General features: G+C 47.6%; 18 protein-coding genes. 12 read left to right on the top strand and 6 right to left on the bottom strand.

Translation table 11 applies throughout. From position 1 onward, the window contains the following. Positions 1 to 111 precede the first annotated feature (111 nt). Positions 112 to 1,257 (top strand): iron-containing alcohol dehydrogenase family protein, encoded by a 1,146-nt coding sequence (locus tag QUB13_RS13800; protein WP_333381632.1) that lies wholly within the window; start codon positions 112 to 114, stop codon positions 1,255 to 1,257. Between the two features lie 99 nt (positions 1,258 to 1,356). After that, a complete protein-coding gene (locus QUB13_RS13795; protein WP_333381629.1) occupies positions 1,357 to 2,538 on the top strand; it encodes an aspartate aminotransferase in 1,182 nt (393 codons plus the stop codon). A 497-nt stretch (positions 2,539 to 3,035) separates the two neighbouring features. Here QUB13_RS13795 and QUB13_RS13790 read toward each other — a convergent pair whose 3' ends face one another. Further along, entirely contained in the window at positions 3,036 to 4,181 is a 1,146-nt protein-coding gene (locus QUB13_RS13790; RefSeq protein WP_333381627.1) for a hypothetical protein, read from the bottom strand. Between the two features lie 245 nt (positions 4,182 to 4,426). Further along, positions 4,427 to 5,311: a diaminopimelate epimerase gene (gene dapF, locus QUB13_RS13785; RefSeq protein WP_333381624.1), complete on the bottom strand. Its 885-nt coding sequence runs from the start codon at positions 5,309 to 5,311 to the stop codon at positions 4,427 to 4,429. 260 nt (positions 5,312 to 5,571) lie between these two features. Here dapF and QUB13_RS13780 point away from each other — a divergent pair, with 260 nt between their 5' ends. Beyond that, on the top strand, positions 5,572 to 5,784 hold the full coding sequence (locus tag QUB13_RS13780) for an Hfq-related RNA-binding protein (protein WP_333088247.1): 213 nt from the start codon (positions 5,572 to 5,574) through the stop codon (positions 5,782 to 5,784). Next, entirely contained in the window at positions 5,759 to 5,929 is a 171-nt protein-coding gene (locus tag QUB13_RS13775) for a hypothetical protein (protein ID WP_333381622.1), read from the top strand. The genes QUB13_RS13780 and QUB13_RS13775 overlap by 26 nt, the downstream gene beginning before the upstream one ends. Positions 5,930 to 6,185: 256 nt before the next feature. On the opposite strand, the gene QUB13_RS13770 is transcribed toward QUB13_RS13775, so the two are convergent. Further along, positions 6,186 to 8,501, bottom strand: coding sequence for a cation:proton antiporter (locus tag QUB13_RS13770; protein ID WP_333088244.1), 2,316 nt, complete (start codon positions 8,499 to 8,501; stop codon positions 6,186 to 6,188). 783 nt (positions 8,502 to 9,284) lie between these two features. Between QUB13_RS13770 and QUB13_RS13765 the strand changes: the two genes are divergently transcribed. After that, positions 9,285 to 10,331 (top strand): M23 family metallopeptidase, encoded by a 1,047-nt coding sequence (locus QUB13_RS13765; RefSeq protein WP_333381619.1) that lies wholly within the window; start codon positions 9,285 to 9,287, stop codon positions 10,329 to 10,331. Between the two features lie 212 nt (positions 10,332 to 10,543). Continuing rightward, positions 10,544 to 11,080 (top strand): late competence development ComFB family protein, encoded by a 537-nt coding sequence (locus QUB13_RS13760; RefSeq protein ID WP_194010712.1) that lies wholly within the window; start codon positions 10,544 to 10,546, stop codon positions 11,078 to 11,080. Between the two features lie 226 nt (positions 11,081 to 11,306). Here the strand turns inward: QUB13_RS13760 and psb29 are convergent, their stop codons facing one another. After that, positions 11,307 to 12,020: a photosystem II biogenesis protein Psp29 gene (gene psb29, locus QUB13_RS13755; RefSeq protein WP_194010691.1), complete on the bottom strand. Its 714-nt coding sequence runs from the start codon at positions 12,018 to 12,020 to the stop codon at positions 11,307 to 11,309. Positions 12,021 to 12,353: 333 nt separating this feature from the next. Here psb29 and QUB13_RS13750 point away from each other — a divergent pair, with 333 nt between their 5' ends. After that, entirely contained in the window at positions 12,354 to 13,004 is a 651-nt protein-coding gene (locus tag QUB13_RS13750) for a chromophore lyase CpcT/CpeT (protein ID WP_194066063.1), read from the top strand. 246 nt (positions 13,005 to 13,250) lie between these two features. Here the strand turns inward: QUB13_RS13750 and QUB13_RS13745 are convergent, their stop codons facing one another. After that, positions 13,251 to 13,613 (bottom strand): STAS domain-containing protein, encoded by a 363-nt coding sequence (locus QUB13_RS13745; protein WP_106149243.1) that lies wholly within the window; start codon positions 13,611 to 13,613, stop codon positions 13,251 to 13,253. A 60-nt stretch (positions 13,614 to 13,673) separates the two neighbouring features. Next, a complete protein-coding gene (gene hemF / locus QUB13_RS13740; RefSeq protein WP_333381614.1) occupies positions 13,674 to 14,717 on the bottom strand; it encodes an oxygen-dependent coproporphyrinogen oxidase in 1,044 nt (347 codons plus the stop codon). A 191-nt stretch (positions 14,718 to 14,908) separates the two neighbouring features. Between hemF and QUB13_RS13735 the strand changes: the two genes are divergently transcribed. The 5 genes from QUB13_RS13735 to QUB13_RS13715 all read left to right on the top strand — a co-directional run bounded on the left by QUB13_RS13735 (position 14,909) and on the right by QUB13_RS13715 (position 18,604). Further along, complete coding sequence (locus QUB13_RS13735) at positions 14,909 to 15,979, top strand: Mrp/NBP35 family ATP-binding protein (RefSeq protein WP_194066065.1); 1,071 nt, start codon at positions 14,909 to 14,911, stop codon at positions 15,977 to 15,979. 249 nt (positions 15,980 to 16,228) lie between these two features. Further along, complete coding sequence (locus QUB13_RS13730) at positions 16,229 to 16,420, top strand: NAD(P)H dehydrogenase subunit NdhS (RefSeq protein ID WP_333088234.1); 192 nt, start codon at positions 16,229 to 16,231, stop codon at positions 16,418 to 16,420. A 373-nt stretch (positions 16,421 to 16,793) separates the two neighbouring features. Beyond that, positions 16,794 to 17,462: an HAS-barrel domain-containing protein gene (locus tag QUB13_RS13725; RefSeq protein WP_333381610.1), complete on the top strand. Its 669-nt coding sequence runs from the start codon at positions 16,794 to 16,796 to the stop codon at positions 17,460 to 17,462. A 105-nt stretch (positions 17,463 to 17,567) separates the two neighbouring features. Then, positions 17,568 to 18,215 (top strand): Uma2 family endonuclease, encoded by a 648-nt coding sequence (locus tag QUB13_RS13720; RefSeq protein ID WP_333381607.1) that lies wholly within the window; start codon positions 17,568 to 17,570, stop codon positions 18,213 to 18,215. Between the two features lie 89 nt (positions 18,216 to 18,304). Then, positions 18,305 to 18,604 carry a Rieske (2Fe-2S) protein gene (locus QUB13_RS13715; RefSeq protein ID WP_333381605.1) on the top strand — a complete coding sequence of 100 codons (300 nt, stop codon included), beginning with the start codon at positions 18,305 to 18,307 and terminating at the stop codon, positions 18,602 to 18,604. Positions 18,605 to 18,792: the final 188 nt, after the last annotated feature.

The raw sequence follows: 18,792 nt of genomic DNA, 5'->3' as shown, positions 1-18,792 counted from the left end.
ACTTAATAAAAACTTTATAAAACTTACCATTTCCGCATAGATTAGAGTTATCCTAGAAAATCCAGCAATCCTGCAAAGCGTCAACCTTCTCGTCACTTATCCAGTGGTTCGATGACTCAAACCCAAAGCACCAAAACCGCCACCCCAACTGCAATTTATTCCTTGACAATTGCTCCCGCCTGTGTATTGCGGGGTCGATCGGCGATCGCCCAAGCCGGAGATGCGATCGCCCGTTTCGGAAAGCGGCCGCTAATCGTCGGTGGCAGCAACTCCCTCGCCGCCGCCCAACCCTACCTGCAACCAATCCTCGAACAGCAGCAGTTACAATCCGCCCAAACAGCCTACGGCAACGATTGCAGCGAAACCAGCCTCGAAACCCTCCGCGCAGCAGCCGCCAGCCATGAAGCCGATTTCATCATCGGAGTTGGTGGTGGCAAAGCCTTAGACGCAGCCAAACTCGTCGCCTATCAGTGCAAAATCCCGATCGTCACAATACCGACATCAGCAGCCACCTGTGCCGCTTGGACAGCCCTTTCAAACATTTATTCAGAACAAGGTGCATTCCAATACGATGTCACATTAGCCAGATGTCCCGACTTATTAATCCTCGACTACGGCTTAATTCAAACCGCACCACAGCGGACATTAGTAGCAGGAATTGGAGATGCGATCGCCAAATGGTACGAAGCATCAGTCAGCAGCGGACACTCCGAACAGACAATGATAATTGCCGCCGTCCAACAAGCTAGAATCCTGCGAGATATCTTATTTCAAAAATCAGCCGCCGCCCTCAAAGAACCCGGTAGCGAAACCTGGCAAGAAGTCACAGACGCAGCCGTATTGCTAGCAGGAGTAATTGGCGGCATCGGCGGAGCCCAATGTCGCACCGTCGCCGCCCACGCCGTCCACAATGGCCTAACTCATCTATTAGCAAGTCACGGCACATTGCACGGCGAAAAAGTCGCCTACGGCATTTTAGTACAACTGCGGTTAGAAGAAATGCTGCAAAACAATCAACTCGCCGCTAGCGCCAGACAGCAACTGCTAAAATTCTACGCCGAGATTGGATTACCCCAAACTTTAGACAACCTAGGACTCGGAGACATTACCATCACAGAATTGCAGCGCGCCGCTGACATAGCCTGCAATCCCAATTCCGACATCCACCGACTGCCTTTTAAAGTTGTTCCCCAACAATTAATGGCAGCGATGGTTTCTACCACCGCACCTGTGGGAGAATTAAAGATTAAGAATTAAAACAGTTTGTAGTAAGGACTAAAGTCCTGAAAAGGCTGTGCTAGCAAGGACGAAAGTCCTTACTACAAACCAGGAAAACTGACAACTGACAAAAAATAAATGACCTTGGATTGGATTACCCCTGCTGACAGGTTGCAAAAACTACCGCCCTACGTATTTGCCCGTCTCGACGAACTCAAAGCCCGCGCCCGCGAACAAGGACTCGATTTAATAGACTTAGGAATGGGAAACCCCGACGGTGCCACTCCTCAACCAGTAGTAGAAGCCGCCGTCGCAGCCATCCAAAATCCTGCAAATCACGGCTATCCACCCTTTGAAGGAACTGCCAGTTTCCGCCGTACTATTACTAAATGGTACAGCCGCCGCTACAACGTTGAACTCGATCCAGAAAGCGAAGCATTGCCTTTGTTGGGTTCTAAAGAAGGTTTAGCACATTTTGCGATCGCGTATATCAATCCCGGCGATTTAATCTTAGTACCGAGTCCGGCTTATCCAGTATTATTTCGCGGCCCGATTATTGCCGGCGCAAAAGTTCACAACATCATCCTCAAACCAGAAAACGACTGGGTAATTGACTTAGCCGACATTCCCGATAGCGTAGCCGAACAAGCCAAAATACTCTATTTCAATTATCCCAGTAATCCGACTGGAGCAACTGCACCCCGCGAATTTTTCAAAGATATTGTAGCCTTCGCGCACAAACATCAAATCTTGCTGGTTCATGACTTGTGTTATGCGGAATTAGCCTTTGACGGCTATCAACCGACAAGTTTATTAGAAATTCCCGGCGGGAAAGAAATCGGTGTTGAATTTCACACCATGTCCAAAACTTACAATATGGCCGGCTGGCGAGTCGGTTTTGTAGTAGGAAATAGCAAGATTATTCAAGGTTTACGGACATTAAAAACTAACCTAGATTACGGTATATTTTCCGCCTTGCAAACAGCAGCAGAAACAGCACTGCAATTGCCTGATAGTTACTTGCAAGAAGTGCAAAATCGTTACAGGACTCGCCGTGATTTCATGGTTGAAGGATTGGCAGAATTAGGGTGGAATATTCCGAAACCTCTGGCTGCAATGTATCTGTGGGTTCCCTGTACTCGCGGCATGAGTTCTACTGATTTTGCCCTGAATGTTTTGCAGCAAACTGGTGTGGTTCTCACTCCTGGCAATGCTTTTGGGCCGGGCGGCGAAGGCTATGTGAGAATTAGTTTAATTGCAGATTGCGATCGACTGGGAGAAGCTTTGCGGCGCATGAAACAAGCAAACATTCGATATTAGTTATTGGGCGGAGCGAAGCGGAGGGATGGGGCATAGGGCATAGGGCATGGGGAATTGGGCATTGAATTCAAAGTAAAATCTTGACGCAATTTACTAATTTATTAAATTCAACCTATCCTCATAACCTGCTCTTTCGGATATTTGGGGGAAAATGTATGTTTGGCTGCGGGCTCATGGGGAAAAAGGTAATTGGTAATTGGCGATCGATTCGGGATATATTACCCATTACCCATTACCTAAGCTATCGCGCATTTAAATTGTATATTCAGGGCGGGACATCCCACTCATTGTTCGATCGCTTTTTAGGAATGAAAATTTAATAACTCAAGCGATTTATCTTTACCAGGCTCTGCCTGGTAATGCAGATCCGGAGGCTCTGCCTCCTTTGAGGAAAGCAACTTACGGGAGAGAGGACTGTAGGAGGTGTTTAAGTTATTAAGTTTTCGCTTTTTAACATACAATTGAAATGCCCCACCCCCTCGGCTAATTCCTAATAACTACGCTTTTTTAATTTCATTAGTAATCCAGTCAAAAGTTTCGACAACTTGATTGAGTGCAGATTCATCCTGCAAAGTAAACAAAGCCAAACTCGGAGACCTTCTTTCCCCAGGTTCCGTAGGTAACGACAGACCGATCGAACTTAATTTGTTCCTTAATTCCAGCCAGTTTCTTTCCTCATTAAACGGTGGCCTGGAACCGTAATTATCAGCAGAAATCTCCATTCTGCCAGCAATATCTACAGTGAATAACTGATAGGGTTTTCTTCCCTTTTGAGGCAATTGGGCGGCAAAACCGCCGTAGGCGTCCCCCGTTCCCCACTGGATTTGAACTTCGGGTTCTTGACTTTTCGCCCAAAGGTAAATTTCTCTTGCCATTTGCGCCTCGTCCGCGCCCCGTCTAGCTTTGATTTCCGCAAAAAATGAAGATTCATCCCAGCGCCTTCTTTCGCGCGTTGCGCTGGATTTTTTCTGCTGTGCTTCGGCTGTCTGGCCGATGACTCTGGGAACTAAGGTTTTCAAACCGTCTTCACTTACATACTGCTTAATTTCCAGTGCAAAAACTTCAACCGGGTCCATTTGTTCGTTAAGAAATTCCACAACTCGGCGCATTTCAGCGGAAATCTCGTCAGCGACAAACACTAAGCGAATTTTACCCGCTTGCAAATTAGTTTTAACCTTCTGCCAAAATCTGTCTTCATTAGCATTTGCGCCGAGAAACTCTTCAAAAATCTGTTCGGGATCGCGACCCCGATCGCGACAATTAGCTTCAAACAGAGCAATAATTGAATCGACTGGCCAGTGAACTACCGCATTAGCAGCATAGTCGATCGACTGACCCAAAACTTTTTGCCGCAGTTCAGCATTAGGAGTGCGCCGGACATCCACCAAAGTAGGAACTGCATTTTGGTCGAGAAATAAATGATCCAGCGACCACTGGACGGCTGTTTCCTCATCGGTGGGCGCTGCTGCTTCCCGCGAAATTAACAGCCACCTGCGCGCCGTCGCCCGATCGATTTGGTCTCCCGCGATCAAATTCGGATAAGTTACTAGCAAATCTTGTAACTGGTCTTCCGAGTCGTAGGGCTGTTCCATCATTTCTACCAGCCTGTCGTCATCCTGAATCAGATAAATACCTCCAGCCATGCACATCCACCTAGTAAATTTTAGATTTTAGATTTTAGATTTTAGATTTTAGTCATTAGTCAGTAGTCATTAGTCAGTAGTCCGCAGCCAATTAGTTCTCAACGGGGAAGACATTAGTCACAATTCAAGAAAAATTTTGAATTATCCAATTTGATTTTTTTTGTCAATTATACAAAAAATTGCCTTAAACCACCCATAGATGACTGATGACCAATGACTAATGACCAATGACTGATGACTGATGACTAAAGACTAATACAACCAGTAAATACTCGCTGTGCCGGCCCGGTCATGTAAATCCGCCCAGAAACTTCGGCCCATTCGATTTCCAAAACGCCGCCGGGGAGTTCAACAGCAGTTGTCCGATCGCACTTAGCGACCAACACTCCAGCTACCACAGCAGCACAAGCACCAGTCCCACAAGCTAGAGTAACACCTGCGCCTCTTTCCCACACCCGCATTTTTACGTAGTCCGATCGTATTACTTGAATGAATTCGGTATTTGTACGCTGCGGGAAGGCTGGGTGGTGCTCGAACACAGGCCCGACAGTTTCTAAAGCAACAGCCGAAACATCGTCTACAAAAGTAATGCAGTGAGGATTACCCATGCTGACACAGGTAACAGACCAAGATTTACCCGCTACCTCGATCGGCATATCAATAGCTTTAGCATCCGGTGCGGCCAAAGTTGTCGGAATTTCCGCAGCCAGCAGCCGGGGAACTCCCATATCCACCTTAACTTGACCGTCCGATCGCAATTCGGTGATAATAACGCCCGCACCGGTGTGAATCCGGTACTCACTCTTAGATTCACTCCCCCCCTTAGCAAGGGGGGGTTGGGGGGGGTGAATTTCTTTCGATTCCAAATCGGCGATAAACTTAGCCAAACAGCGAATTCCGTTGCCGCACATTTCCGGTTCCGAACCGTCGGAATTAAAAATCCGCATCGTATAGTCAGTGCCGTTTTGACCCGGAAGAGCAAAAATCACGCCGTCTGCGCCAATGCCAAAATGTCGATCGCACATTTCGACAGCTTGTTCTGGTGTTATCACCGGTTCCGGGGAGTGGCGGTTGTCAATCAGAATAAAATCATTGCCCAGTCCGTGATACTTCGCAAACTCGATCGGCATAAAAAACAAACCTCTTTTGGTTAAAACTGATTAGTTGATAGACTTCTAAAGTCATTAGTCATTAGTCATTAGTCATTGGTACTGGGCATCCCCGTATCATCCTAGTCCTGAGTCTGCCGTTGGCGATTAATAGAGTTCCCCCATAATTCCTGTGAAACAGGCATCCCGCCCGTTCTTGAATATTTTTGGGGACAAATCTAATGACTGATGACTGATGACTGATGACTGATGACTGATGACTAACTTACCCATTTCCCAGTATGTCTGAATTTGAGACCGGATTGCCCAGCATTCGCCTAATACAAAGCTACATCAAAGACAAAGAACAGGTAGAAATCAAACTCACGACCAGCGACTTGCTAGTCGGCAGAATTTTTTGGCAGGATCATAGCTGCCTTTGCCTCGTAGATGCCTCAGAAACACAAATTCTGATCTCGCGACCAACAATTGCCTATATCAAACCTAACCGTTGAGGGCATCGGGCATCGGGCATCGGGCATCGGGCATCGGGCATCGGGCATCGGGCATCGGGCATCGGGCATTGGGCATGGGGCATCGGGCATCGGGCATTGGGCATGGGGCATCGGGCATCGGGCATTGTTAGCTGTTAACTGTTAGCTGTTGACTGTTGACTGTTAGCTGTTAACTGCCAACTAACAACTGCCAACTGCCAACTACCAACTGCCAACTGCCAACTACCAACTACCAACTAGCAACTACCAACTAGCAACTGCCAACTGCCAACTGCCAACTACCAACTGCCAACTGCCAACTGCCAACTAGCAACTACCAACTGCCAACTGCCAACTACCAACTGCCAACTGCCAACTGCCAACTGCCAACTACCAACTGCCAACTGCCAACTACCAACTGCTTAATCGCTAAACAGCTTTTCGCTGACTTGAGCCGTGACAAAAGGCAGCTTTAAGGCAGGTTGCGGAACCGGGGGCGAGGCCGTCCGCTGCATCAAGCCGAGCTCGTAGAAGCCGCCGCACAGCAGCAAACGATCGCCCTCTAGCAAACTGCTAGTTCCATCGGGCCAGCGAGTAAATTTCCCTTCCCGGCGGATCGCCCGCACCTGCACGCCGTACTGGGCGAGTACATCTACCTCTGACAGTTTTTTGCCAGCCCAAGGGCTTTTTGGTGGCAGCCTCAGCCACTGACAAGAACTGTCGCCGTGCGGCACAGAAACTTCTCCCTTCGCCAGCAACTCAAAACTGATGAGTTCTTCCGGTTCTCCCACTACAAAAACTCGATCGCCCAACTGCAAAGCTGTCTTTCCGTTGGGATAATCAATTTCCTCCCCATCTTTGCGGACGATCGCCATTACGCTGACCCCGGTCAACTGCCGCAAATTAGTTTCTTCCAGAGTCATGCCGGCGATCGGAGAGCCCTGCGGCAAGTTGTACCACTCGCTGTTCATATCTCGAACCGCCACCTTCAAATCCCGCGAAATCGCCAAAGGTTCGCGCGCCGGCCGCAATTCCAGATAGCGGCTGCTGCGAATTTGCTGGACTTCCCGCCCGATCGCCATTGCCGAGACACCTATGCCGCCGAGCAAGTGGGCCGAAAGTTCTAAACTGGCCTCAAACTCTGGCTGCACAACTTCCCACGCCCCTAGTTGATAAAGCAGTTCGATGTCTTTATCTTGGTTGGCCTGGACGACAATATCCAAATCGGGAACTAATTCTAAAGCCCGCTTCAGACACAAGCGAGTGCTCATGGGATCGGGAAGGGCGATCGCCATTGAAGCAGCCCGTTCGATCCCGGCAGATTCCAAAACGTGCAAGCTAGCAGCATTCCCGTAAATGTAGGGAATTCCTAGCAATCTGCAATCTTGAATTCTCCTTTCTGACTCATCGATCACCACAATTGAACAGTTGCGGCCCTGCAGAATTTTGACTAAATTTCTGCCAACTCGCCCGTAGCCGCAAATCACAACATGATTTTGTTCCGGCAAATTTTCCGCGATTTCCACCGGTTGAGATGTTTCATCAAAATATCGCTGCAAAGGCCCGAAATTTTCCGCCCAATTCAATAATTGCGGCACACTTCTCAATACAAACGGAGTCAGCACCAAGGTGACTGCTGTCGTTCCTAAAATTAATAGATAAACTTCTCGCGAAACCAGTCCCATCATTTGACCGGAACTAGCGAGTACAAAGGAGAATTCTCCGATTTGAGCTAAGCCCAAACCTACGATCAATGCTGTTTTTAACGGATAACCAAATAGTCGGACGAGGGGCGTGATTATCAAGAATTTGCCAACAAATACTAGAAATACCAGTCCGAGAATTACTTCTAGATGGCTCCAGAGAAACATCGGGTCGATTAACATACCGATGGTGACAAAAAATAAGGATGCAAAAATATCTCGCAAAGGCTCAACGTAAGTTAGAGTCTGGTCGGCATATTCCACCTCCGAAATCATTAAACCCGCCACAAATGCGCCCATCTCGATCGAGAAACCCAAATATTCTGTCAGCAGCGCAATACCTAAAGCCAGAACCACAACTCCCAGCAAAAACAGTTCGCGGCTTTCTGTTTTCGCGAGATAGCGCAACAATTGCGGGACAATCCAAATGCCTGCAACTACAGCACCTGCAGCAAATAAGCCGATCCGCAGCAGAGCCCAAACTACCGTCATGCCGATCGCTTCTGCAGGCTCGTTGAGAGCAGGCAAAACTGCTAACATCAGCCCCAATGCTAAGTCTTGAACTACTAATATTCCCAGCATGACTTGGCCGTGGGAAGTACCGCTTTCGTTGCGTTCCATCAAGCACTTGAGTACAACTGCTGTAGAGGAAAGCGACAAAATCGACCCTAAAAACACGCCTTGAGCGGGCGATTCTACCCAGCCCACGGCCAAGGAAATTGCAGTTGTAAAGGCGATCGTCAGCACAATTTGCAAGCCCCCCCCGCCCAGACTAATTGCTTTAACTTTCTGGAGTTCGGCGAAGGAAAACTCTACTCCCAAAGCAAACAACAGAAAGGCAACACCGAATTCAGCGAGGGTGTCTACCTGAATTAATTCTTTAATCAGCCCCAAACCAGCGGGCCCAATTACGATCCCTCCTAGGAGGTATCCGAGGATTACTGGCTGTCGCAACAGCGATGCAAAGAGTCCTCCTGCTGCGGCAGCAGCGAGAACTATAACTAAGTCAACGATCAGTCGGAAGTCTTCTTGCACAAGTTTATGAAAAAAGTGTAAAGTTATATTATAGTGTTTAATGTGTTGACTGTGTTTGGCGCGTTAATTTCATCCATAAACCCATACAATCGCCCGACGACTGTCGTGCAGAAAGTGCAATTTTAGACCCAAGTTCAAGCTCTGGTGATTCATCAGTCGAATAAATTTAAAATTTTAAAATTTAAAACCTTAAGGAGAAATAGAACATTTTATACTATAGTTCAATCCCTAGCAATTGTCCATATTTTTTATTTTTTAATTACCCCAGTATCACGCCTTCACCTCAAACCTATGACGAGGATTATGAGTCAGGGTTTAAACTCACTAAAATAACCATAAACTGGGTTGTTCTTAACAAGTTTACGCGCGTTTCTCAGGGAATTTATTCTAAGAACCGTATCGCAGACCGCGTGAGGATTCCCAGGAGATGTTAGGACAAGAGCAAAAAGGTGAGGAGTTGATATTTTCTATTTTTCTAGTGGAGATTTGAAGTTGGATAATGCAGGGATTGAAGGAGCGCTCGATACCTCATTTTGAGGATTACTGCCATATATTGCTATTGTTACTAGCTAAAGTTTACAACTTAATGATTGATATAGGTTGGAATTAAATTAGGTCGCGTGCGGTGAATTGAATCAATAGCTAGCTGGTTATTTTGAATGTCGCACTTTTCAAAGTAAAGTTTTATTTGAGTTGTCAAAAACGAATTCTGTTTATATTATAATATTTGAGCTGTATAGCCAACAAAAATATCTGGCTGACAAAAGTTAAGGAAAGCTAACAATGAGAACGACGGTGAATCGAGGCAACAGCAAGCTAAGTGCGGAAATAGTTGCAGGTGGGATTTTACAGGGGCAAGAGTTGAAAGCAAACCAGCTAACCACTACAAAAGTTACGCACAAGGCAAAAAACCCTGTTTCTGCATCCAGCATCTCAAGGGAACAGCAGCGATTTTCCAAGCAACCAGGTTTTTTGCGTAAGTGCTACGCTAGTTCGATCGCGCCTATTGTTGCTGGCTTGATGAGTTTTGCCATGCCGGCGCAAGCTTTGCAGGTAGTTGTGACACCACAAAATCCCGAACTGGGAGATACGCTGTCAGTAATTATTCAGGTTGACGGTAACGGCGGGGAAACTCCAACCGTTTCTTTACAGCAGAAAAACTACCCGGCGTTTCCAATGGGCAACGGCCGCTTTCGGGCCCTGTTACCGACGACACCGGTAGAGAAACCCGGTGCCCGCGTTGTGCAAGTCGCAGGTGACGGACAGACACAGAAGTTGAACGTGCAAGTGCGCGATCGCAATTTTCCCACTCAGTCCATCTGGCTACCTCCGGGTAAAGATGAGGAAGGTACAGATGCCGAGTTCGATCGCGTAGACGCATTTAAAGCACTCGTGACACCCGAAAAATTTTGGAACGGCAAATTATTGCGCCCCAACTCCGGCGAAATTACCACTATTTACGGCGTGCGGCGATACTATAATGGAGTATTTGCTAAAGACTACTACCACCGCGGCGTGGATTACGGCGGTGCTTCCGGTTCCCCTGTAATCGCACCGGCAGCAGGTCGGGTGTCTTTGGTGGGACGCGAATCCCAAGGGTTTAAAATCCACGGAAATGTCGTCGGTATCGACCACGGTCAAGGGGTAGCAAGTATTTTGATGCACCTCAGCCGAATTGATGTCAAGGAAGGCGATGTCGTCAAAGCCGGTCAAGTAATCGGTGCTGTGGGGTCAACGGGAGCTTCGACAGGTCCTCATTTACACTGGGGGCTTTACGTGCACGGGCAGTCTGTCGATCCAGTACCTTGGCGGCTTCAGGGAATTGAGTAGGAATTTATACGGGTTTTGACAAATTTAACGGTCAATTATAGGGTAAGTTTGTGGCTGGGGTACGCAAATAACTGTTCTGGGTTATCGGTATTGAGTTAGGATTTGTATGATAATTCTCAACATATCCCTCAAAAATCGAATCTCTAGACGCCAGCAATTGCGTCTTTACAAAACAAAACTGTATTAATGATGCCGTTGAGTGGGAAGCATATATGAGTATTGAAAAAATTGTTGAGCAGGCTTTGCAAGATGGCTATTTAACGCCCTCTATGGAAGCTGAGGTGGGACGGATCTGCAACACGGCTTCGGAATTGTCGATCGAAGAATACATGGCTCTCGATCGCCTGATGGGCTCGCTGTTAACCGGGGAAGTCGTGGTTCTGCCCCGCAAACAGTTCATCAACGTGATGGAAGAGTTGGTGCTCAGTGAGGCGATCGCCAGGGTGGCCGAGATTGAGGAGAAGACTGACCTGAGTCTGGATGTGGGAGATATTGCGGCTTATGCTTTAAATAGGCTGCCGCCTCTGTATGCTACGACGGAAGAGGGAGCTCATTTTCAAAGAGCTAGGGCTAAAGAACAACTTCACGATTTGATTTCCAAAGAAGTCAACGCAGCCATCGCCCGCAACTTGGACAGGCCAGACACCCCAAACCCCACAGCTTTGGGCAAGTCTTCTGGAAACGAAGTTCTTTCACAGCTAAGCACTTGGCTGCAAGCTAACGCCACTAATTTTGAGCAGCAGCCTTAGTACAACAAACTACTCTATCTTGCTTAAATCAATCCCGCTCTCTGGAGAGAAAGCGGGATTTCTAGTTCTTGAGCAACCAAGATCGATCGCGCGTCCGGTTCATTGAGCGGACACAATGTGATATCAAATCCTCTCTTCATCGGAATAGTAAATTCACTGTTAACTGTTAACAGTTAACATCACCAGGAGTGCGACTGGAATTGATATGACTTGTTTTTTCCAACGATTAATTGTTGCTGTCAGAAGAGTCTGCCGTGGGGCTGACGGTAACTTTTGCCTCTCGCTTTTCCCGCTTTTTCCGTTCTGCTTGGATGACATCTTGAAGCACTATTCGCGCTTGGGCCATTTTTTCCAAATTGCTGCGGTACAAATCTAAATCTTTGCTAACTTTTTCTTCAGGGAGGTGCAAGGCCGCACTGATTTTGGCGATCGCGCCGTTTCGCGTTTCTTGGTCTTTTACCATTTCGGGGTCAGCTTTTTCTAACAACGAAAACAAGCCGATCGCGAACAAGCGACTGTACTTAAATTGAGGGTTGCTGGCGATCGCCCCTAAAGATGCTTGCAAATCTCCTGTATCTTCAAAGCTGGTGGAGCGATCGAGCCACGAGAGCAAATCTGACCCGGAAAGTTTGCCCGCCATGCTTTCCAAGCGCTGAGCGTCTTGTTTGTAGCGTTCGGGATCGTCTTCTAGGGACTTACACAAAGCGTTAAAAATCGAAAGTCTGTCTGCTTCAGGGGCGTACCCGAGCATGAATCGATCGAAAGCTGTCACCACGCCCAAAGCATAAATCGGGTCGTATTGAAAATCGGCATTCGCCAAAAGCAAGTGCATTTCTACCATCAACTCTTCCACCACCCGACGGTAAATTGAGTTGATCGGTCGAGTGTGAATCGTATAGAAACTTCGCTTAGTATCTGAAACTGTACGGTTATTGTTCACCTGATCTCTTATAGATAAATAATTTTGCAGCAGCGCGCGCGGCGCGCGCTAAAGTCGTGAAAGTCTATGAGCTTTGCTGACAAAAATTGCCAGTTTTTTTTTATTTGTACCAGCCCTCAAGCGAGGCAAAATTTTATCTAAAAGATTTTGCGCGCGATCGGCAGCCACAAATAAACTGTCGCACTACCAGGGCAAAACCCAAGTATCTTTACAATCATAGCTCTTCTGGGATCGCTCACCAATCTAATCTTCTGACTTGCCCGCCCAGAACTGGCAACCCATATCACAATAAATGCTGAATGTCAAGTCTAAATACTGAAAAATCAAACAAATATGACAATTTCTCCTGAATTAATAGCTTTAGCCCAGTACATGGCGGGCGAATTTGACAACCGGGAACAAGCGCTAGCAGACCCGGCTTGGTACGTCCACCTTCGTTTGTGGCAAAGACCCCTGCCTGCGGATATATTTTCCGAGCCTGGGATTGCCCTGTTTGCCGAACAAGCCAACATTCTGGAACTAGACAAGCCCTACCGCCCCCGCATCGTGCAACTGAGGCACGCAAAGACAGCGCCGGGACTTATAGAAGCTCAGTATTATATGTTCAAGGATATTGCAGCCGTCAAAGGAGCAGGTAGCAACCCCGACTTGTTAGCAAAACTAACCAGGGAGGAAATCGAATTCCTCCCTGGCTGCACCCTCTCCGTTGCGGTGCAAAATTTAGCCTCAAACCGCTATCGTTTTCGGGCATCTCTGCCAGAGGGAACTCACTGCGGCTTTGCCTACGGCGGGCAAAATTACCAAGTAGACTTGGGATTTGAAGCAGCAGGGGAGGAATTTCTCAGCTACGACAAAGGAATAAGCCCCACGACAGGCAAGGCTATCTGGGGAGCTTTAATGGGCCCTTTGAGATTTGTCAAGCGCCAGGATTTTGCTTCTGAGATACTGGCCAATAGGTTTGGGAGCAAATCAGACGGCGGTTGAAACCGCGTCTAGACAAAAAAAGTCCGCCTCCGTGGACTAAAGAAGAACAGCGCGTAATTTTCACCGTCTTTGTCTTGAACCTGCACGGCTGCAGGTTTTGTTTGACTTTCTGGCGATTACAATCGCGCGGTCTTCTTCTGCGGAGACAGGTTTTGTTTGACAAGAAGCGGTTTCAACCGCCGGATTTTCTGGGCGAGTCTCAAGCTTAAATTGTCGTTACGCCGCAACCGATGTCGGCGGGAGCGCTCAACTGGCGCGCGGCACCCCCTCTAAAGCTTCTTCTTCCGTTTCAAAAATTTCAAACACAGAATCCATCATGGTGACTTCAAACACCAGTTTGGCTTCTGGATGAACATTGCAAATGCGGAAACTTCCCTTAACTTTATCCGCATCGCGCATACCGGCTACCAATGAGGTCAGGCCAGAACTATCGATAAAGTTTACCTGACCAAGATTCACGACGACATGGCGGCTGAGTTTGGAAATACACTCTTGCAACTTGAGGCGGAATTGCCAAGCTGTCGTGATGTCCAACCGTCCTGTCGGTGCTAAGACGATAACTGTTGTACCGTCAGATAGCGTGTGGGTTTTTTGATCAATATGAATCACTGACCCTTCCCTCAAATTTATTACTATTTATCGCGGTGGTTACTTTCCCAGTAGTTTAACTCAGGTCGGTGACTGCTGAGGCATCCAATTCGCCCAATCTTGCGGTTTTAAGAACTTCGAGTAGAGTTCGGCTTCTGGAGAGTTGGGTTCTGGCTCGAAACAATACTCCCAGCGTACCAAAGGTGGCAGGGACATGAGAATCGATTCGGTGCGTCCGTTGGTCTGCAAGCCAAAGGTTGTGCCTCGATCGTACACCAAGTTAAATTCAACGTAGCGGCCGCGGCGGTAAAGTTGGAAATCGCGCTCGCGATCGCCGTATTCTTTCGATCGGTGCTTTTCTATAATTGGGGTGTAAGCCGGCAAAAATGCGCGGCCGCAGTCCTGTACGAAGGCGAACAGCGACTCCCAGCTTCTGGGTTCTGGGTTTCCGGCATTCTTGCTGTATTCAGCAGCTTTTCCTTTGACATTCTGGTCGCGGTAAAGCGGGCCTTGACCGTTTTGGTAGTCAAAAAACAGGCCGCCTACACCGCGAGTTTCTTGGCGGTGCGGCAGGTAGAAATATTCGTCGCACCAGAGTTTAAATGTCTGGTAATAGTCCGAGTGGTGTTTGTCGCAAGCTGCTTTCAGAGTTTTGTGAAAATGAGCTGCATCCTCAGCCAACGGGTAATAAGGAGTCAAATCGACACCGCCACCAAACCACCAAATCGGCCCAGCCTCAAAATAGCGGTAATTGAGGTGAACCGTAGGCAAGTAAGGATTGCGGGGGTGCAGCACCATCGAAGTCCCAGTCGCGTAAAAATCGTGACCTGCCGCTTCTGGGTGCTTCGCAAGAATCAAAGCCGGCAAACTTTCGCCCCAAACTTGGGAAAAATTAACTCCGCCTTGTTCAAACACATTGCCTTCGCGCATCACGCGAGAACGTCCGCCCCCGCCTTCGGAGCGTTCCCAAGAGTCTTCCTTAAATTTGCTGCCACCGTCGAGCTGTTCGAGGGCTTGACAAATTTCATCTTGTAGGGTTTTCATAAATTGGCTGACTCTAACTCTAGAGTCAGCGGGCGGCAAAAACACAGAAGAGTTGGTTTTAAGTGTGGTAGAAACTGTCATAAGAATTTCTGTTGTCAGATTTGAGTCTTAGACGGGGGATGATTTCCCAATCCAGTCGGCATTGTAATTATGCCACCGCAAGTCTGCAAATGATCGTAATGAAGATACATTAAAAAATAGCAACAAAAATATACTTTAAATTGCGATCGAAAATTCGCTAACCCAATTGCAGAGCTATGGTGGAGAACACAATGCCCGAGACACTCGATATTAGTTCAGTTTTAGAGATCCTGCGACCCGTGCAAGACCCCGAACTGCAAAAAAGTTTGGTGGAATTGAACATGATTCGTAACATTAAAATTGACGGCGGTACAGTCAGTTTTACTTTAGTGCTGACAACGCCTGCTTGCCCGCTGCGAGAATTTATTGTCGAAGATTGCCAAAAAGCGGTCAAAAAGTTGCCAGGAGTCGAAAAAGTGGTGGTGGAAGTGACAGCCGAAACGCCGCAACAGAAGGGAGTGACCGATCGCCAAGGAATAGAAGGAGTCAAAAATATTATCGCCATATCCAGCGGCAAAGGGGGCGTTGGCAAAAGCACAGTAGCGGTAAACGTGGCTGTAGCGCTGGCGCAAACCGGCGCGAAGGTGGGTTTGCTAGATGCGGATATCTACGGGCCCAACGACCCAAATATGTTGGGTTTGGGAGACGCGAAAGTGATGGTTAGGGACGGAAAAAGCGGGGAAAGCCTCGAACCGGCTTTCAACTACGGCGTCAAATTGGTGTCAATGGCGTTTTTAATTGACAAAGACCAGCCTGTAATTTGGCGCGGCCCGATGTTGAACGGGATCATCCGGCAGTTCCTCTATCAGGTGAATTGGGGCGATTTAGACTATCTGATTGTCGATATGCCTCCGGGTACGGGAGACGCACAGTTGACAATGGCGCAAGCGGTGCCGATGGCTGGTGTGGTAATTGTGACGACGCCGCAGACGGTGGCTTTGTTGGATTCCCGCAAGGGGTTGAAGATGTTCCAGCAGTTGGGAGTCTCGGTATTGGGAATTGTGGAAAACATGAGCTATTTTGTGCCGCCGGATATGCCTGACAAGCAATATGATATTTTCGGTTCCGGTGGCGGGGAAAGGACGGCTGCGGAGTTGGGAGTGCCGCTGTTAGGCCGCATTCCGCTGGAAATTCCGCTGCGGGAAGGTGGCGATTCTGGTGTGCCGATCGTGGTGGGACAACCGGATTCTGCTTCGGCGAGGGAGTTGCGGGCGATCGCGGGTAGGATTGCTGGTAAGGTTTCCGTAGCAGCCTTAGCCTAACAAAGTTAGTCGGGGACGCATCGGTGCCGAGAAACCGGGTTTTTGTGACGTTTACTTCGTTGCAGCCTGCCGATTCATAAAAAACCCGGTTTCTTGAGTCCCAGCGCCTCCCGAACTAACTTTTAGTCTCCTTCGGGGGATGTTCTTGGGAAAGCAGATGAGGGAGGTTTTGCCTTGGGTTTTAGGCTCAAGTCTCGATCGCCAAAAAACAGTAAACTATAAACAGTCAAACTTAACTTTCAAACAATTATGATTTTTCCAGGTTCGGCAGTTCGAGTTAAAGATAAGGGCGAGATTTACTACGGCTTTCAAGGACTTGTCCAGCGAGTTACCGACGGGAAAGTCGCGGTATTGTTTGAAGGCGGCAACTGGGACAAGCTGATCTCATTTCGGCTGTCGCAGTTGGAACTTGTGGATGCTACGGCTGGCCGGGCGAAGTAGTTAGTTGTCAGTTGTTAGTTGTCAGTTGTTAGTTGGCAGGAAAGTTGTTGGCAGTTCTTAGTTGGAATTGGTAAGCTCTCGCACATTTAAATTAGACTTCTCCAATAATTATTCTGGAACAGGCAGGATGCCTATTCCATAATGGCTTTTCTGGAGATGTTTATTGTATATTCAGGGCGGGCGGGACACCCCACTAATTGTTTGATTTTTTTTGACATACAATTTAAATGTCGCAACAGCTTAATTCGGAATTAGAACCAACTGCCAACTGTCAACTGTCAACTGTCAACTGCTTTCCTGTCAACTGCCAACTGCCAACTACCAACTGCCAACTGCTTTCCTGTCAACTGCCAACTGCCAACTGACTAAAATTATGCGTTTACCTTTACCCCAATTTGCTACAAAAGAGCGCCATCCCGATCGCATTGCTGAGGTAATCGAGACGGCAACTTCGGAATTTATGGCTCAATGTTTGGAACCGGATGACTTGAGTTTTCCGGTGATGCCGCCTTTTGGAAGTTGGGTTAAGGCGCTGGATGAAGAGTCGAAAAATCAAATCTACGGTGTGGTTTATTACGCGACGACTAGCCCGATCGACTCGGTGCACAGAGCTCGCGCCTTGGGTTTGTCGCTAGAAGAGTTGCGGGAAGAACAACCGCAGATTTTTGCGATGCTCAAAACCGAGTTTAGAGTGGCGATTGTCGGGTTTGAGACTGCGCCGGAAAAGTTCAACGGTAACGGCCCGTCGAGGGGTAAAATTTATCAGTATTTGCCGCCGCGCCCGCCGCAAATTCACCAGGCGGTTTATTGTTGCGAACCGGATGAGGTGATTGATTTTACTGTGCAGTTGGATTTTTTGAGGACGCTGCTGGGGGTGACTAATGCGCCGGTGGATGCGCTGACGGCGGCGACGATTCGGGAGATTTATCAGTTGCGAATGCGCGATCGATCTTGGTTGGTGGAAGCGGGCAGGAGTTTGAGTGTTTTGCTTAAGGATGATTATGACAGGTTGCGGTTGATTTTGAGTCAGATTCATCCGTAGAATATGGTATTTGGAAATGCAGGGCGATTCCCTACGGGATAACTACGCTCGCGCGCACTTGGCGATCAGTTAAGTTTTATTTAAAGAGCTTTCTCAAATCATACTATGGTGACACTTCAACTCAGACAACTCGATATTCCCCTAGGACAGCGATTGTTGCTGCACGATGTTAGTTGGTCAGAATTTGAAGCGATTTTAGCAGAACTGGGCGAACACCGTGCCGCCCGATTAGCCTACAATCAAGGATCGTTGGAGATGCGGATGCCTTTACCGGAACATGAGGTAAATAAAGAACTAATCGGCGATATGGTGAAGATATTGCTAGAAGAATTAGAAATAGATTGCGAGTGCTTTGGATCGACTACATTTAAGCGAGAAACAAAAAAAAGTGGTGTAGAACCTGACCAATGTTTCTATATCCAAAACCATCAGGCGATGCGAGGAAAACGGCGGGTAGATTTGACAGTAGATCCGCCTCCCGATTTGGCAATTGAAATCGATGTCACATCTAAAACCCAACTGGATGCTTATGAAGCTTTGCAAGTTCCTGAATTGTGGCGGTATGAAAATAACCAACTGCGAATTAACGTGTTACAAAATGGGAAATATGTTGATTTTCCCAGCAGCCCAATCTTTCCAGGATTGCCGATTGTTGAACTGATAGCTGAGTTTGTCGAGCGAGGCATAACTCTGGGGAGAAGCCCGACTTTGAGAGCTTTTCGCGATCGCATCCGACGGGCGATCGTGAATTAGTTGCGATCGCCGTAAGGTGGGCAGCGCGCACCCTACATATAGAAGTTTTGTGTAAATCCAGACAAATTTAGTTGTGAGAATAAATATTTATGTGGGTAGAAATAACAGCACTAAATCAGATTCCCGAACGGGATATTTTGAAGGTAAAAGTTGAGGATATTTCGCTGATTTTGAATCGCCAAGGCGCAAATGTCACTTGTTACCGCAATGCTTGCACGCATTTAGAGTATCCCATTGATATGGGTAAGGTTGATAGTGGCATCATTACCTGTCCGTTTCACAAATTTAGGTTTAAGTTAGATACTGGTAAGTGTTTGAATTCACCGGATTCGCTGGAATCTTATCCGGTAAAGATTGAGGGCGAGATCGTTTTTGTCAATATCGATTAGTCATAATTCAATACGGTTTACTTAACATATTTATGCCCCGGAGATCCCCCTAAATCCCCCTTAAGAAGGGGAGTAGGGGTTGACTTTGAGTGCATTCTTGTCCCCCCCTTTTTAACTGTAGTTTAGACTAACCAAAGATGAGAACGGTGGCAAAAGAAGAACTAGAGCCACCGCGCCGGGAGAGAATA

The sequence above is a fragment of the Microcoleus sp. B4-D4 genome (assembly GCF_036705185.1).
GTDB lineage: Bacteria > Cyanobacteriota > Cyanobacteriia > Cyanobacteriales > Microcoleaceae > Microcoleus.
This window is presented reverse-complemented; position numbering and strand designations above follow the sequence as displayed.

Bases quoted from the DNA above. Each gene is read 5' to 3' on its own strand.
- QUB13_RS13800 (WP_333381632.1), top strand. From the start codon at position 112: ATGACTCAAACCCAAAGCACCAAAACCGCCACCCCAACTGCAATTTAT.
- QUB13_RS13780 (WP_333088247.1), top strand. From the start codon at position 5,572: ATGTCTGAATTTGAGACCGGATTGCCCAGCATTCGCCTAATACAAAGC.
- hemF (WP_333381614.1), bottom strand. From the start codon at position 14,717: ATGACAGTTTCTACCACACTTAAAACCAACTCTTCTGTGTTTTTGCCG.
- QUB13_RS13730 (WP_333088234.1), top strand. From the start codon at position 16,229: ATGATTTTTCCAGGTTCGGCAGTTCGAGTTAAAGATAAGGGCGAGATT.
- QUB13_RS13765 (WP_333381619.1), top strand. From the start codon at position 9,285: ATGAGAACGACGGTGAATCGAGGCAACAGCAAGCTAAGTGCGGAAATA.
- QUB13_RS13735 (WP_194066065.1), top strand. From the start codon at position 14,909: ATGCCCGAGACACTCGATATTAGTTCAGTTTTAGAGATCCTGCGACCC.
- QUB13_RS13750 (WP_194066063.1), top strand. From the start codon at position 12,354: ATGACAATTTCTCCTGAATTAATAGCTTTAGCCCAGTACATGGCGGGC.
- QUB13_RS13760 (WP_194010712.1), top strand. From the start codon at position 10,544: ATGAGTATTGAAAAAATTGTTGAGCAGGCTTTGCAAGATGGCTATTTA.
- QUB13_RS13795 (WP_333381629.1), top strand. From the start codon at position 1,357: ATGACCTTGGATTGGATTACCCCTGCTGACAGGTTGCAAAAACTACCG.
- QUB13_RS13720 (WP_333381607.1), top strand. From the start codon at position 17,568: ATGGTGACACTTCAACTCAGACAACTCGATATTCCCCTAGGACAGCGA.
- QUB13_RS13725 (WP_333381610.1), top strand. From the start codon at position 16,794: ATGCGTTTACCTTTACCCCAATTTGCTACAAAAGAGCGCCATCCCGAT.
- QUB13_RS13715 (WP_333381605.1), top strand. From the start codon at position 18,305: ATGTGGGTAGAAATAACAGCACTAAATCAGATTCCCGAACGGGATATT.
- dapF (WP_333381624.1), bottom strand. From the start codon at position 5,311: ATGCCGATCGAGTTTGCGAAGTATCACGGACTGGGCAATGATTTTATT.
- QUB13_RS13790 (WP_333381627.1), bottom strand. From the start codon at position 4,181: ATGGCTGGAGGTATTTATCTGATTCAGGATGACGACAGGCTGGTAGAA.